Raw genomic sequence first — 14,808 nt, 5'->3', positions numbered from 1 at the left:
GCTCACCGCCGCTCTCACAGCACCCATTCGGCATCCCGTCGTTCGAGGAAGGCCGTCATCCCCTCCCTGGCCTGGGCGGAGGCGAACAGCCGGGCCGAGAGCGCGGTCAGGCCGGCCGCGTCCCGGTCGAAGGTCTCCAGCACCTTAGCCGTGAGCAGCGCTTTCGTCGCGGCCAGGGCTTCGGGGGCCGACCGGCGCAGGCCGTCGAGCATGGGTTCGAGGACGGCGTCGGCGTCGTCCCCGGTCGCGGTGAGCAGACCGGTGCGCACCGCCTCGGCCGTGTCGAAGCGTTCGCCGGTGAGGTAGTGGCGGGCCAGGGCGCGCGGGTCGGTGCGCGGCAGCAGCGGCAGGGAGATGACGGCGGGCGCCACCCCGATGCGCACCTCCGTGAACGCGAAGGTCGCCCGGTGCGAGGCGACGGCGATGTCGCAGGCCGCGAGCAGCCCGAGGCCGCCCGCGCGGACGTGCCCGGTGACCCGGGCGAGGACCGGCTTGGGCAGGGCGACGACCTGCCGCAGCAGGCCGGTCAGCGCGTCCGGAGGGGGCGGGTCGCGCAGGTCGGCGCCCGCGCTGAAGGTGTTGCCGGTGTGGGTGAGGACGACGGCGCGGACGCCGGGGTCCTCGCCGCACTCGGTGAGCGCGGCGGCCAGTGCGGCGACGAGGGCCGCGGACAGGGCGTTGCGGGTGCCCGGGGAGTCGAGGCTGAGGGTCTCGATCCCGCGGGTGCGGCCGCGGCCGATCAGCGGGGCGGCGGGGGTGGTCATGGGCGGTCCCTGAGCTGTCGCCGCAGGATCTTGCCGGAGGCGGCCCGCGGCACGGTGTCGGTGAAGGTGACGCGGCGGACGCGCTTGTAGGGGGCGACGCGCTCGGCGACGTACGTCATGACCTCTTGGGCGCTGAGGTCCGCGGCCGACGCCTGGCGCACCACGTGGGCGTGCGGGATCTCGTTGCCGTCGTCGTCGCGGGCGCCGACGACGGCGGCGTCGGCGATGCCCGGGTGGGTGAGCAGCAGGGCCTCCAGTTCGGCGGGGGCCACCTGGAAGCCCTTGTACTTGATGAGTTCCTTGACGCGGTCGACGACGAACAGCCAGCCGTCGTCGTCGACCTGGCCGACGTCCCCGGTGTGCAGCCAGCCGTCGCCGTCGATCAGGGCGGTGGTGGCGTCCGGCCGCCCCAGGTAGCCCTTCATGACCTGCGGACCGCGGATGAGGATCTCGCCGGGCTCGCCGGGGCCGAGGTCCCGGCCGGGGTCCTCCAGGGCGACGATCCGCATCTCGGTGCCGGCGATGAGTCTGCCGACGGTGCCGGCGGGTGCCTCGTGCAGGGCGGCGGGCGGGACGACGTGGGTGCCCGGGGACAGTTCCGTCATGCCGTAGGCCTGCCCGAGGGGCGGCAGGCCCAGGCGCCGGGAGCAGGCCTCGGCCAGCCGCGCGTCCAGGGGGGCCGCCGCGCTGATGACGTAGCGCAGCGAGGACAGGTCGTAGTGGTCGACCGCCGGGTGCTTGGCGAGGGCGAGCACGATCGGCGGGGCGGCGTACAGGATGCCGATGCGGTGGTTCTGCACGGCGGCGAGGAAGGCGTCGAGTTCGAAGCGGGGCAGGACGACGACCGTGGCGCCCTTGCGCAGCGGCGCGTTCATCAGGGCGGTGAGCCCGTAGATGTGGAAGAACGGCAGCACGGCGAGGATGCGGTCGCCGGGGCCGACGGTGATCGCCGGTTCGAGCTGCGCGAGGTTGGTGGCGATCTGCCGGTGGGTGAGCATCACGCCCTTGGGGGTGCCGGTCGTGCCCGAGGAGTACGGCAGCACGGCGACGTCCTCGGCCGGGTCGACGGCCACGGCCGGTTCGGGTGCGGTGCTCTCCAGCATGTCGAGCAGGGACCGGTGCCCGGGTGCGCTGTCGCAGACGAATATCTCCCGTACGCCGCCCGCCAGCGCGGCCGCCCGGCGGGCCGCCTCCAGCAGCGGCGAGACGGTGACGATCCAGCGGGCCGCCGAGTCCCGCAGCTGCCTGGCGAACTCCTCGGGTGTGGCGAGCGGGTGCACGGTGGTGACCGACGCGCCCGCGCGGGTGGCCGCGTAGAAGGCGACCGGGTAGGCGATCGTGTTCGGGCTGTGCAGGGCGAGGACGTCGCCCTTGCGCACGCCCGCCCCGGCGAGCGCGGCGGCGAGGTGCCGGTGGAAGCGGTCCACCTGGGCGTAGGTGAGGGTGGTGCCGTCCGTGCCGTCGATCAGCGCGGGCGTGTCGCCGAAGTCGGCGGCGTGCCCCAGCACGGCCTCGTGGATGGGCAGTTCTACGGCCGGGACGTCTGCGTACGCGCTACGGAACACGGTTCCTCCTCGCCCCGCCGGCGCGGGGTCGCTGCGGATCGGTGCGGCTCAGTACGACTTGGGCAGACCCAGGCTCTGGTGGGAGACGTAGTTGAGGATCATCTCCCGGCTGACCGGGGCGATACGGGCCACGCGCGCGGCCGTGATCAGGGAGGCGAGCCCGAACTCGCGGGTGAGGCCGTTGCCGCCGAGGGTGTGCACGGCCTGGTCGACGGCCTTCACACAGGCCTCCCCGGCCGCGTACTTGGCCATGTTGGCGGCCTCACCGGCCCCGGCGTCGTCCCCGGCGTCGTACAGGTGGGCCGCCTTCTGCATCATCAGACGGGCCAGTTCGAGGTCGATGTGGGCCTGGGCGAGCGGGTGGGCGATGGCCTGGTGGGCGCCGATGGGCGTCCTCCACACGGAGCGCTCCCGCGCGTACTCCAGGGCCCGCTCCAGCGCGTAGCGGCCCATGCCGATCGCGAAGGCGGCCGTCATGACGCGTTCGGGGTTCAGTCCGGCGAAGAGCTGGAGCAGGCCTGCGTCCTCGTCGCCGACGAGCGCGCCGGCGGGCAGCCGTACGTCCTCCAGGACCAGCTCGAACTGCTTCTCGGCCGCGTTCAGTTCCATGTCGATGGGGCGCCGCTGGAAGCCCTCGGCGTCCGGCGGGACGATGAACAGGCACGGCTTGAGGCGTCCGGTGCGGGCGTCCTCGGTACGGCCGACGATCAGCACCGCGTCCGCGATGTCCACCCCGGAGATGAACACCTTGCGGCCGGTGAGCAGCCAGTCTCCCCCGCCGTCGCGGCGCGCGGTGGTGGTGATGCGGTGGGAGTTGGAACCGGCGTCGGGCTCGGTGATGCCGAAGGCCATCGTGCGGCTGCCGTCGGCGAGCCCCGGCAGCCAGGTCCGCTTCTGCTCCTCGGTGCCGAAGCGGGCGATGACGGTGCCGCAGATGGCGGGCGAGACGACGAGCATCAGCAGCGGCGCCCCGGCCGCGCCCAGCTCCTCCAGGACGATGGAGAGTTCGGCGACGCCGCCGCCCCCGCCGCCGTACTCCTCCGGCAGGTTGACCCCGAGGTAGCCGAGCTTGCCGGCCTCCGCCCACAGTTCCGTGGGGTGGCGGCCTTCGGCGACGGTGCGGGTGAGGTAGGCGCGGCCGTAGCGCCGGCCCAGTGCGGCGACGGCCGCGCGGAGGTCCTTGTGTTCCTCGGATTCGACGACGGGGCTCATGGGGTCTCCCGGGTGCGAGGTGACGGTGGTTGCTCGCGCTGCTCCCCGTGCTCCCGGGCCGGTCGCACCACCGCCAGCAGCATGCCGGGCTCGACCTGCTGCCCGGCGGTCGCGTGCAGGGCCGTGAGCGTCCCGGTGACGGGCGCGGTGATCTTGTGTTCCATCTTCATGGCCTCCAGCCACAGCAGGGGCTGGCCGGCCCGTACCGCCGCTCCCTCGGCCACCGCGTCGGCGAGGCGGACGACGGTTCCGGGCATGGGGGCGAGCAGGGATCCGGGGGCGCGCTGGAGGGCCGGGTCGGGGAAGCGGGGCAGGGCGGTCAGCGCGATGGCGCCCACGTGCACCCGGTCCCCGTACCGCGCGACGTCGTACGTGCGCCGCACACCGTCCACCTCCAGGACGACCCGGCACGCGTCCGCGTGCACGACCCGCACCCCCTCGTCCTCGGCGGCGAGCCCCGCGCGGGTGTGCCGGTAGCGCGCCTCGTGCTCCTCGCCCGCCATCAGGTACCGCTTGGCCTGCGGCTGCGAGGGAACGTTGCGCCAGCCGCCGAACCGGGAGCGGCCGCAGGCGTCGGCGAGCGCGGCGGCCAGCGGTGCGCAGGGGTCGCGGGCGGGCTCGGTGAGCGCGGCGAGGTGTCGGCCGTAGAAGCCGGTGTCCATCCGGCCCCGCGTGAACTCCTCGTGCCGCAGGGAGCGGACGAGCAGGTCCCGGTTGGTGACCGGGCCGTGGACGGCGGCCCGCTCCAGCGCGCCCGCGAGCTTGCGGACGGCCTCCGCGCGCGTGGGGGCGTGGGCGACGACCTTGGCGAGCATCGGGTCGTAGTGCACACCGATGGTGTCGCCGTCGGTGTAACCGGTGTCCAGACGGACGCCGTCCGGGACGGCCAGGCGGTGCAGGGTGCCGGTCTGCGGGGCCCAGTCGCGCGCCGGGTCCTCGGCGTAGAGGCGGGCCTCGATCGCGTGCCCCCGCGCGCGCGGGGGACCGCCCTCCAGCGCGTGGCCCTCGGCGACCCGGATCTGCTCGGCGACCAGGTCGATGCCGAACACCGCCTCGGTCACCGGGTGTTCCACCTGGAGGCGGGTGTTCATCTCCAGGAAGTGCGCCCGGCCGCCGGCCACCAGGAACTCCACGGTCCCGGCGCCGGTGTAGCCGACGGCGCGCGCCGCCCGCACCGCCAGTTCGGCCAGCTCCCGTGCGAGACCGTCCGTGAGGCCGGGCGCGGGGGCCTCCTCGACGACCTTCTGGTGGCGCCGCTGGAGCGAGCAGTCCCGGGTCCCGAGCGCCCACACGGTGCCCTGGGTGTCGGCGAGCACCTGCACCTCGACGTGGCGGCCGTTCTCCAGGTACGGCTCGACGAACACCTCTCCGTCGCCGAACGCGCTCGCCGCCTCCGCGCGCGCTGCGGCCAGTGCGGCCTCCAGGTCCTCCAGGCGCCGTACGATCCGCATCCCGCGCCCGCCGCCGCCCGCCGCCGCCTTCACCAGGACGGGCAGGTCGGCCGCGGTGACGTGCTCCAGGGGCGCGATGCCCATGAGCCGCTTGGCGCGGGTCTTGGACGCCATGGCCTCGATGGCGCCGGGCGGCGGGCCGACCCACACCAGGCCCGCGTCCAGGACGGCACGGGCGAAGCCGGCGTTCTCCGACAGGAAGCCGTAACCGGGGTGCACGGCGTCCGCGCCGGCCGCGACGGCCGCCTTCACGATCAGGTCGCCGCGCAGGTACGTCTCGGCGGGCGTGTCACCCGGCAGGCGTACGGCGGCGTCGGCCACGCGCGCGTGCAGCGCGTCCGCGTCGGCGTCCGAGTGCACGGCGACCGTGCCGATGCCCAGCGTGCGGCAGGTGCGGAAGACACGGCAGGCGATCTCGCCCCGGTTGGCGACGAGCAGGTTCTTGATCACGGGGTCCCTCACACCTCACATCCGGAAGACGCCGAAGCCACCGCGCGCGCCCTCGTAGGGGGCGGTGTGGACGGCCGACAGGCACAGGCCGAGAACGGTGCGGGTGTCGCGCGGGTCGATGACGCCGTCGTCGTACAGCCGCCCGGACAGGAACATCGGCAGCGACTCGGACTCGATCTGCTGCTCGACCATCGCCCGCAGCGCGGCGTCCGCCTCGTCGTCGTAGGGCTGCCCCTTGGCCGCCGCCGACTGCCGCGCGACGATCGACAGCACGCCGGCGAGCTGCTGCGGCCCCATGACGGCGGACTTGGCGCTGGGCCAGGCGAACAGGAAGCGCGGGTCGTAGGCCCGCCCGCACATGCCGTAGTGCCCGGCGCCGTAGGAGGCCCCCATGAGCACCGACAGGTGCGGGACACGGGAGTTGGAGACGGCGTTGATCATCATGGCGCCGTGTTTGATGATGCCGCCCTGCTCGTACTCGCGGCCCACCATGTAGCCGGTGGTGTTGTGCAGGAACAGCAGCGGGATGTCGCGCTGGTTGGCGAGCTGGATGAACTGGGCGGCCTTCTGCGACTCCTCGCTGAACAGCACGCCCCGCGCGTTGGCGAGGATGCCCACGGGATAGCCGTGCAGGGCCGCCCAGCCGGTGACCAGGCTCGTCCCGTACAGCGGCTTGAACTCGTCGAAGTCGGAGGCGTCGACGATCCGGGCGATGACCTCGCGCGGGTCGAAGGGGGCCTTCAGATCGCCGGGAACGATGCCCAGAAGATCCTCGTTGTCGTATTCGGGCGGCTCGGCGAAGGGGGGATCGGGATGGGCCTTGCGGTGGTTGAGGCGGGCCACGACGCGGCGCGCCTGCCGGATCGCGTCCCGCTCGTCGACGGCGAAGTGGTCGGCGAGACCTGACACGCGCGCGTGCATCTCCGCGCCGCCCAGCGACTCGTCGTCGCTCTCCTCGCCGGTGGCCATCTTCACCAGCGGCGGCCCGCCGAGGAACACCTTGGCCCGCTCCTTGACCATGATCACGTGGTCGGACATGCCGGGGATGTAGGCGCCCCCGGCGGTGGAGTTGCCGAAGACGACGGCGACGGTGGGGACACCGGCCGCCGAAAGCCGGGTCAGATCACGGAAGACGGCGCCCCCCGGGATGAAGATCTCCTTCTGGGACGGCAGATCGGCACCGCCCGACTCGACCAGGCTGATGCAGGGCAGCCGGTTGGCGAGCGCGATGTCGTTGGCCCGCAGCGCCTTCTTCAGGCTCCACGGATTGCTGGCCCCGCCGCGCACGGTGGGATCGTTCGCGGTGATCAGGCACTCCACCCCCTCGACGACCCCGATCCCGGTGACGAGCGAGCCGCCGACGGCGTACTCGCTGCCCCAGGCGGCCAGCGGCGACAGCTCCAGGAAGGGCGTGTCGGGGTCGAGCAGCAGCTCGACGCGTTCGCGGGCGAGCAGCTTGCCGCGCCGCCGGTGCCGCTCGACGTACTTGGGGCCGCCGCCCGCGAGCGCCTTGGCGTGCTCGGCCTCCAGGTCGGCGAGCTTGGCGAGCATGGCCTCGCGGTGGGCCCGGTGGTCGGCGGACGAGGTGTCCAGTGCGGAGGTCAGGACGGTCACAGCAGAACCTCCGGTATGTCCAGACGGCGGGAGCGCAGCCATTCCCCGAGCGCCTTGGCCTGCGGATCGAAGCGCTGCCGGGCGGCGACGCCCTCGCCGAGGATCCCCTCGACGGTGAAGTTCAGCGCGCGCAGACGCGGCAGCACGTGCCGGGTGACGGGCAGCGGGCGGGCCTCGGGGATCAGCTCCCGGAACCGGTCGGCGGTCAGCTCGTGCGCGAGCCACCGCCAGGCGTCGTCCGTGCGCACCCACACCCCGACGTTGGCGTCCCCGCCCTTGTCGCCGCTGCGGGCCCCGGCGACCAGCCCGAGCGGCGCCCGCCGCAGCGGACCCGCGGGGAGCGGCTCCGGCAGGGGCGGCTCGGGCACCTCCCGCAGAGCACAGGTGTCCTGGGCCGGCGGCACGGGCACACGCCGGCCGTCATGGAGGACGGCCACATGCTCCACGGTGTCCTGGGGGACGTACGCGGCCTCGAAGACGCCGTACGGGGCGCCCTTGCCGGGCGGCGCGAGCACATGGAAGCCGGGGTACCCGGCGAGCGCAAGCTCCACGGCGGCCCCGCTGAACGCCCGCCCCACCGCCTGCGGGTCCGTATCGCGTACGACGAGCCGGAGCAGAGCGCTCGCCGTCTCCTCGGTGCCGGCATCGGGACGGTCGGTGCGCACGAGGTCCCAGCGCACTTCGGCGGGCCGGGACTCCGCGGCGCCGAGCGCGTCGTCCATCTGCCGCCGCACGAGGTCGGCCTTGCGTTCGATGTCGAGTCCCGTGAGGACGAAGGTGACCTCGTTGCGGAAGCCGCCCAGCCGGTTGAGGCCCACCTTGAGCGTCGGCGGCGGCGCCTCCCCGCGCACCCCCTCGACCCGCACCCGGTCCGGCCCGTCCTGGCTCAGGCACACGGTGTCCAGCCGCGCGGTGACGTCGGGACCGGCGTAACGGGCACCGCCGGTCTCGTAGAGGAGCTGGGCGGTCACCGTGCCGACGTCGACCACACCGCCGGTACCGGGGTGCTTGGTGATGACGCAGCCTCCGTCGGCGTGGACCTCGGCGAGCGGGAAGCCGGGACGCCTCAGCCGCTCGAGGGCGTGATCGGTGAAGAACGCGTAGTTCCCGCCGGTGGCCTGCGCACCGCACTCCAGCACGTGCCCGGCGACCACGGCACCCGCGAGCCGGTCGTACTCCCCGGGCCGCCAGCCGAAGTGCGCGGCGGCCGGCCCGACGACCAGGGACGCGTCGGTGACCCGCCCGGTGACGACGACGTCCGCACCGGCCCGCAGACACTCGGCGATGCCGAAGCCGCCGAGGTAGGCATGGGCGGCGAGGCTTCCGGGACGGCGGGCGGTGAGGTCGTCGCCCTCGACGTGCGCCACCCGCACCGGCAGACCGAGCCGCCCGGCCAGCTCCCGCACCCGCTCGGCGAGCCCGGCCGGGTTCAGGCCGCCCGCGTTGGCCACGATCCGCACGCCCCGCTCGTGCGCGAGCCCCAGGCACTCCTCCAGTTGCCGCAGGAAGGTGCGGGCGTACCCGGCGCCCGGGTCCTTCAGCCGGTCCCGCCCCAGGATCAGCATGGTCAGCTCGGCGAGGTAGTCCCCGGTGACGACGTCCAGCTCACCGCCGGTGAGCATCTCGTGCAGGGCGTCGAAGCGGTCACCGTAGAAACCGGAGGCGTTGCCGATGCGGAGGGGGGCGGGGGTGCCGCCGGGCGCGCGGTTGCCGCCCTCGGGGCGGGGGGCTGCCGTCATGCGGGCGGCTCCTCCCCCGTCTTCCGGGCGCGCCCCGTGCCGGGGGGCCCGGCGAACGCCTGGGCGATGTCCAGCCACTGGTCGGCGTCCGGCCCCTCGGCGCGTACGGCGAGGTCGGCGCGGTGGGCGCGCTGGGTGACCAGCAGGCAGAAGTCGAGGGCCGGGCCGGTGACCCGCTGGGCGGCATCCTCCGGACCGTACGCCCACACCTGCCCGGCGGGGCCCACGACCTCCACCCGGAACTCCTCCCCCGGCACGGGCAGCCCCCGCACCCCGAACGCGAAGTCCCGCGCCCGCACCCCGATGCGCACCACATGCCGAAGCCGGTCCGTGGGTGCGCGCACCACACCCAACGTGTCCGCCACGTCCTGCCCGTGCGCCCACGTCTCCATCAGCCGCCCGGTGGCCATCGACGGAGCCGGCATGGGCGGCCCGTACCAGGGGAAACGCGCGCCCGGCGGCGCCGCTCGCAGCACCGCGTCGAGGCGTACCCGGCCCTCCCGCCACCGGACCAGCAACTCGGCGGGCGGCAGACCGGCCGCTTCCTCCGCCCCTTCGTCGACGAACGCGCCGGGTGCGGCGAGCGCCTCCTCCACCAGCTCCCGGAAGCGGTCCGCGTCGGTGAGGGCCAGCAGCGCGCAACGGTCGGTCCAGGCGAGGTGCGCGATCTGGTGCGCGATGCTCCACCCCGGCGCGGGCGTCGCCCGACGCCACCCCTCGGCGGCCAGCCCGGCGACCAGCCGGTCGAGTTCTTCGCTCTCCGCACGCAGATCGTCGAACACGTCGGACGCTGCGGGCACGGGGGACCCGGCGGACGCGGGTGTCGGTTCGGGCATGGGTGGGAGCATGGCAGCGCCCCAAAAAACAATCAAGCATGCTTGCATGATTTTTTCCCACTGCCAGGCGGCGGACGAAGGGGCCGGAGTCACGTGACGTGCCCTCCGGCCCCTTCACACCGCAAGGCGGTCCGGCCGCACGGTCAGGCGTCCACCCGGGGCGGCACGGAAGCCTTGCCCCGCCCCACCTGCGTCCGTACCGCGCCCATGCTCGCCGCGATGACCAGGGCGATCGCGACGATCTCCAGCGGGGCGAGGGACTGGCTCAGGACGAGGAAACCGGCCAGGACGGCGATGGCCGGTTCCAGGCTCATGAGAACCGCGAAGGTGGAGGCGGGCAGGCGGCGCAGGGCGAGCAGTTCGAGGGTGTAGGGCAGGACGGAGGACAGCACGGCCACCGCCGCGCCCAGCCCGAAGGTCGTCGGGTCGGCCAGCTTCGTACCCGACTCGGCGATCCCCAGCGGCAGGAACAGGACCGCGCCCACCGCCATCGCCAGGGCCAGCCCGTCGGCCTGTGGGAAGCGCCGGCCGGTACGGGCGCTGAAGACGATGTACGCCGCCCACATCGCACCCGCGCCCAGCGCGAACGCGGCCCCGGCCGCGTCGAGACCGCCGAAGCCCCCTCCGCCGAGGAGGAAGACACCGACCAGGGCGAGGCCCGCCCAGACGGCGTTGACCGCCCGGCGTGAGACCACGACGGACAGGGCGAGCGGACCGAGGACTTCGAGGGTGACGGCGGGACCGAGGGGGATGCGGTCGACGGCCTGGTAGAAGAGGCCGTTCATCGCGGCCATGGCGACGCCGAAGGCGACGACCGTGCCCCAGTCGGCGCGCGAGTGGCCGCGCAGCCGGGGCCGGCACACCACCAGCAGCACGATCGCAGCCACCAGCAGCCGCAGGCTCACCACTCCGAGCGCGCCCGCCCTCGGCATCAGTGTCACGGCCAGCGCGCCGCCGAACTGCACGGAGATGCATCCGCCGAGCACCAGACCCACGGGACCGAACGAGCCGAGGCGGCCCGGACCGCCGGGAGCGCCGGGCGAGGCCGACGGCGCCGGGGACGCCGCGGTCGACGGCGGCGACGAGGACGGCGGGGACGAGGTCGTGGGTGCGGCGTCGGGGGTGCTCACGGGCGGTCCTGGGGCTGGTGCAAGGGTGGGCCCGGGCGCTCGGGGCGAGACCGGGGATTCGTTCATCTCGGTGTACTGCTACGTCCACGGTAGTGGACCAGGTCAGGGGTGTGAACCTCTATCGGAACTTACGCCCCCGCCCCCGTCCCTGTCATTTCCGGAGGAATCCGGCCGTGGAACAGCTCCAGCACCTCCGTGTCGGTCGCCCGGGCGTGCAGGAAGTAGTCGGCCCAGGCGGCGATGTCCTCGTAGGCGCACTCCGCGACCAGCCGGGCGGCCGCCGCCTCGGTGTCGAACGGCGTGACCCGCAGATCGACGCCCGGGCCGAGCAGGCACCAGTGGGCACCGGGGCGGCCGTAGGGCATGCCGACGCTGCCGGGATTGACGACCAGGCGGCCGTGCGCGAGGCGCAGGTACGGCATGTGGGTGTGACCGCAGACCACCGTGCGGATGTCGTCGGCCAGGCCGGTGAAGACCTCCGCCCACCGCGCGGGGCCGGAGTCGACCAGGACGATCTCCTCGTCGTCGCGCGGTGTGGCGTGGCAGAAGAGCACCTGGCCCAGCCCGTTCACGGTGAGCGTCAGCGTCGTCGGCAGACCGGCGAGGAAGTCGACCTGCTCGGCGCGGAGCGCACCGGCCGCGAAGGGGCCGATCGGGTCGGGGATCTCCGTCCGCCGCCCCCGCCGGAACTCGACCAGTTCCCGGTCCGCGTTGCCCGCCACCCACAGCACCCTCTCGCCCTGGGCACGCAACAGGTCGAGCACCTCGGCGGGCTGCGGGCCCGCCGTGATGTCACCGGTGAGCACGATGCGGTCGGCGGCGGCCACCTCCGGTTCGGCGAGCACGGCCTCCAGCGCGGGGAGGACGCCATGGATGTCGGAGAGGACGGCTACACGGTTCAGTTGCATGGACTGCACGTGCTGCATGGACTGGGCGGGCTGGGTGGGCTGCATGGGCCCATCGTGGGCGCGGACCCGACGGCGAGGACGGGGTGTTCGCCGCGCGCGTACCGGCATCCGGTCCGCTTCCCAGCTTCACCTCCCGCTCTCCGGGGCCCCTCCCCCTCCCCCCCTCGCCCTCCCACCCCCTCCATCTCCCCTCCCCTATCCCGCCCCCTCCCCCAACGCCTCCGCCAGGACTTCTGCCAGGTGGCGGGCGCGGGTCCCCGCCAGTTGGTCCAGCTGGGTGCGGCAGGAGTAGCCGTCCGCCAGGACCACCGTGCCGGCCGGGGCGGTGCGTACCGAGGGCAGGAGCTGTTCCTCGGCGCAGGCCGCGGACACCTCGAAGTGGCCCTTCTCGAAGCCGAAGTTGCCGGCCAGGCCGCAGCAGCCGCCCGCCAGGTCGCCGGTCAGGCCGGCCGCCGTACGCAGCCGGCGGTCGGGGGCGTCGCCGAGGACGGCGTGCTGGTGGCAGTGGGTCTGACCTGCCACCGGACGGTCCAGTCGGGGTGGCCGCCAGCCGGGGGCGTGCCGCTCCAGTGCCTCGGCGAAGGTCAGGACGCGGCCGGCCAGGCGGTGGGCGCGCGGGTCGTCGGGGAGCAGTTCGGGCAGGTCGGTGCGGAGGGCGGCGGCGCAGCTCGGTTCGAGGACGACGACCGGGGCGTCCGTCTCCAGGACGGGATCCATCAGGTCGAGGGTGCGGCGCAGCACGGCGCGGGCGCGCTCCAGCTGGCCCGTGGAGACGTAGGTCAGGCCGCAGCAGACCCGGCCCCGGCCGCGGAGGACGGCGACGGGGTTCACCGTCACCGACCTTCCGTCGCCGACCGGGGGCCTGCGCAGCCGCAGGGTCGGCGGCAGTGCCACCCGCAGTCCGGCCGCCTCCAGCACCCGTACGGCTGCCTTGCCCACGGTGGGCGAGAGGTGTTCGGTGAAGGTGTCGGGCCACAGGACGACCAGTTCGCCGCCGTCCCCGGCGGGCTGCCGGCGTCTGCGCCACCAGCGGGTGAACGGCTCCGCCGCCAGGCGCGGGATCGGCCGCCGGCGTGTGATCCCGGCGAGCCGTTTCGCCACGGCGGCGAGCGGGCCCACGGCGGCGAGCGCGTTGAGGGCGGGTGCCGTGCGGGTGGCCGCCGCCCAACGCAGCCAGAGCGGGAGCAGGCCCAGGGAGTAGTGGGCGGCGGGGCGGCGCCGGCCGGCGTAGTGGTGGTGCAGGAACTCCGCCTTGTAGGTGGCCATGTCGACGCCGACGGGGCAGTCGGAGCGGCAGCCCTTGCAGGACAGGCACAGGTCGAGCGCGTCCCGTACCTCGGTGGACCGCCAGCCGTCGGTGACCAGCTCGCCGGCGAGCATCTCGTGCAGCAGCCGGGCGCGGCCGCGGGTGGAATGTTCCTCCGCGCCGGTCGCCCGGAACGAGGGGCACATCACGGCGGGGCCGGACGCGTGGGTCGTACGGCATGCGGCGACGCCGACGCACCTGCGGACCGCGGCGGCGAAGTCGCCGCCGTCGGCCGGGTAGCCGAAGGCGACGTCCACGGGTTCACGCGGCAGCACGGCGAACCGGAGGTTCGTGTCGAGCGGGGCCGGACGGACGAGGATCCCCGGGTTGAGCAGGCCGTCCGGGTCCCAGACGGCTTTGGCCCGTTCGAACAGGGCGACGGTCTGCGGGCCGTACATCTTCGGCAGCAGTTCGGCGCGGGCCTGTCCGTCGCCGTGTTCCCCGGACAGGGAGCCTCCGTGGGCCACGACGAGGTGGGCCAGTTCCTCGGAGAAGCGGCGGAAGCGGCTGACGCCGGCCGTGCTCAGCAGGTCGAAGTCGATGCGGGCGTGGATGCAGCCGTCCCCGAAGTGCCCGTAGGGGGTGCCGCGCAGCCCGTGGGCGGCCAGCAGGGTGCGGAAGTCCCGGAGGTAGTCGCCGAGGCGGGCCGGCGGCACGGCACAGTCCTCCCAGCCCGGCCAGGCCTCGGTGCCGTCCGGCATCCGGGTGGCCGTGCCGGCGGCGTCCTCCCGGATGCGCCACAGCGCGCGCTGTGCGGCCGGGTCGGTGAGGACCAGCGTGTCCACGGCGTCGGCCGCGCCCGCGATCGTCTCGGCACGCGCGCGTGCCTGTGTCTGTGTGTCGCCGCCGGTCTCCACGAACAGCCAGGCGTCGCCCCGGGGGAGGTGGGTGGTGGTCGCGGCGGGCACGAGGTCGCGTGCCATGCCCTCCACCGTGAGCGGCCGGTGCGGCAGCAGGCCGGCGGCCGCCTGGGCGGCGGCGCTCTCGTCGGCGTACCCGAGTACGGCGAGTGCTCGGGCGCGGGGTGCCTCGACCAGCCGCACGACCGCCTCGGTGAGGATGCCGAGGGTGCCCTCGGAGCCGCAGAAGGAGCGGGCGACGTCGGCGCCGCGCTCGGGCAGCAGGGCGTCCAGCGCGTATCCGGAGATGCGGCGGGGCAGGTCGGGGAAGCCGGTGCGCAGCCGGGCCAGTTCGGTTGCGGCCAGGTCCCGCAGCCCTTCCGGTGCACCGGCCCACCGCGGTCCGGGCCGCAGTCGCTGCCCGCGTGCGGTGAGGACGGACAGCTCCCGCACGTTGTCCGCGGTGGTGCCCCACGCCACCGAGTGGGAGCCGCACGCGTTGTTGCCGATCATTCCGCCGAGCGTGCACCTGCTGTGGGTGGAGGGGTCCGGTCCGAAGCGCAGTCCGTGCGGGGCGGCGGCTTCCTGGAGCCGGTCGAGCACCAGTCCGGGCTGGACCACGGCGGTGCGTGCCTGCGGGTCGAGGGACAGCAGCCGGTTCATGTGGCGGGTGAAGTCCAGGACCACTCCCGTCCCGGTCGCCTGCCCCGCGATGGACGTGCCGCCGCCGCGCGGCACGACGGGGACGCCTCGCTCCCGGCACACCTGGAGCACCGCCGCCACGTCGTCGGTGTCCCGGGGGGCCACCACGCCCAGCGGGACCCGGCGGTAGTTGGAGGCGTCCATGGTGACCAGCGCCCGGGAGGTGACGTCGAAGCCGACCTCGCCCCGGACGGCACCCCGCAGTTCCGCCTCGAGGGCCGTGAGATCCGTCATGGGTCCAGAATGCATGCGGCCACCGATCGTCACCGGGAGTTGTCCACAGCGGCGCTGA

At 74.3% G+C, this 14,808-nt stretch carries 10 protein-coding genes; all 10 read right to left on the bottom strand.

Annotated elements, in window-relative coordinates; translation table 11 throughout:
• Positions 1 to 14: 14 nt before the first annotated feature.
• The 10 genes from AC6I72_RS17785 to AC6I72_RS17740 all read right to left on the bottom strand — a co-directional run bounded on the left by AC6I72_RS17785 (position 15) and on the right by AC6I72_RS17740 (position 14,750).
• Positions 15 to 764, bottom strand: a complete 750-nt coding sequence (locus AC6I72_RS17785; RefSeq protein ID WP_498001875.1) for an enoyl-CoA hydratase family protein — start codon at positions 762 to 764, stop codon at positions 15 to 17.
• Complete coding sequence (locus AC6I72_RS17780; protein WP_498001873.1) at positions 761 to 2,329, bottom strand: 4-coumarate--CoA ligase family protein; 1,569 nt, start codon at positions 2,327 to 2,329, stop codon at positions 761 to 763. Before AC6I72_RS17780 ends, AC6I72_RS17785 begins: the two co-directional genes overlap by 4 nt.
• 48 nt (positions 2,330 to 2,377) lie before the next feature.
• Positions 2,378 to 3,541 (bottom strand): acyl-CoA dehydrogenase family protein, encoded by a 1,164-nt coding sequence (locus AC6I72_RS17775; RefSeq protein WP_498001871.1) that lies wholly within the window; start codon positions 3,539 to 3,541, stop codon positions 2,378 to 2,380.
• Complete coding sequence (locus AC6I72_RS17770; protein WP_498001869.1) at positions 3,538 to 5,442, bottom strand: acetyl/propionyl/methylcrotonyl-CoA carboxylase subunit alpha; 1,905 nt, start codon at positions 5,440 to 5,442, stop codon at positions 3,538 to 3,540. Before AC6I72_RS17770 ends, AC6I72_RS17775 begins: the two co-directional genes overlap by 4 nt.
• Before the next feature lie 15 nt (positions 5,443 to 5,457).
• Positions 5,458 to 7,056 (bottom strand): acyl-CoA carboxylase subunit beta, encoded by a 1,599-nt coding sequence (locus AC6I72_RS17765; protein ID WP_498001867.1) that lies wholly within the window; start codon positions 7,054 to 7,056, stop codon positions 5,458 to 5,460.
• The gene (locus AC6I72_RS17760; RefSeq protein ID WP_498001865.1) at positions 7,053 to 8,795 is read right to left on the bottom strand and encodes an acyclic terpene utilization AtuA family protein; all 1,743 of its coding nucleotides are present in this window, start codon (positions 8,793 to 8,795) and stop codon (positions 7,053 to 7,055) included. The genes AC6I72_RS17765 and AC6I72_RS17760 overlap by 4 nt, the downstream gene beginning before the upstream one ends.
• The gene (locus AC6I72_RS17755) at positions 8,792 to 9,631 is read right to left on the bottom strand and encodes a TIGR03084 family metal-binding protein (protein ID WP_498001863.1); all 840 of its coding nucleotides are present in this window, start codon (positions 9,629 to 9,631) and stop codon (positions 8,792 to 8,794) included. Before AC6I72_RS17755 ends, AC6I72_RS17760 begins: the two co-directional genes overlap by 4 nt.
• Before the next feature lie 143 nt (positions 9,632 to 9,774).
• Positions 9,775 to 10,761 (bottom strand): EamA family transporter, encoded by a 987-nt coding sequence (locus tag AC6I72_RS17750; protein WP_498001861.1) that lies wholly within the window; start codon positions 10,759 to 10,761, stop codon positions 9,775 to 9,777.
• Positions 10,762 to 10,889: 128 nt separating this feature from the next.
• Positions 10,890 to 11,714 (bottom strand): metallophosphoesterase family protein, encoded by an 825-nt coding sequence (locus tag AC6I72_RS17745; protein ID WP_498001859.1) that lies wholly within the window; start codon positions 11,712 to 11,714, stop codon positions 10,890 to 10,892.
• 150 nt (positions 11,715 to 11,864) lie between these two features.
• Positions 11,865 to 14,750: an FAD-binding and (Fe-S)-binding domain-containing protein gene (locus AC6I72_RS17740; protein ID WP_498001857.1), complete on the bottom strand. Its 2,886-nt coding sequence runs from the start codon at positions 14,748 to 14,750 to the stop codon at positions 11,865 to 11,867.
• Positions 14,751 to 14,808: the final 58 nt, after the last annotated feature.

It is taken from the genome of Streptomyces sp. Xyl84, assembly GCF_059731885.1.
The sequence above is the reverse complement of the archived record's forward strand: the minus strand, read 5'-3'. Positions and strand labels throughout refer to the sequence as shown.

Excerpts from the sequence above, each read along its gene's own strand:
- AC6I72_RS17760 (WP_498001865.1), bottom strand. The coding sequence starts at position 8,795 with ATGACGGCAGCCCCCCGCCCCGAGGGCGGCAACCGCGCGCCCGGCGGC.
- AC6I72_RS17775 (WP_498001871.1), bottom strand. The coding sequence starts at position 3,541 with ATGAGCCCCGTCGTCGAATCCGAGGAACACAAGGACCTCCGCGCGGCC.
- AC6I72_RS17755 (WP_498001863.1), bottom strand. The coding sequence starts at position 9,631 with ATGCCCGAACCGACACCCGCGTCCGCCGGGTCCCCCGTGCCCGCAGCG.
- AC6I72_RS17740 (WP_498001857.1), bottom strand. The coding sequence starts at position 14,750 with ATGACGGATCTCACGGCCCTCGAGGCGGAACTGCGGGGTGCCGTCCGG.
- AC6I72_RS17785 (WP_498001875.1), bottom strand. The coding sequence starts at position 764 with ATGACCACCCCCGCCGCCCCGCTGATCGGCCGCGGCCGCACCCGCGGG.
- AC6I72_RS17745 (WP_498001859.1), bottom strand. The coding sequence starts at position 11,714 with ATGCAGCCCACCCAGCCCGCCCAGTCCATGCAGCACGTGCAGTCCATG.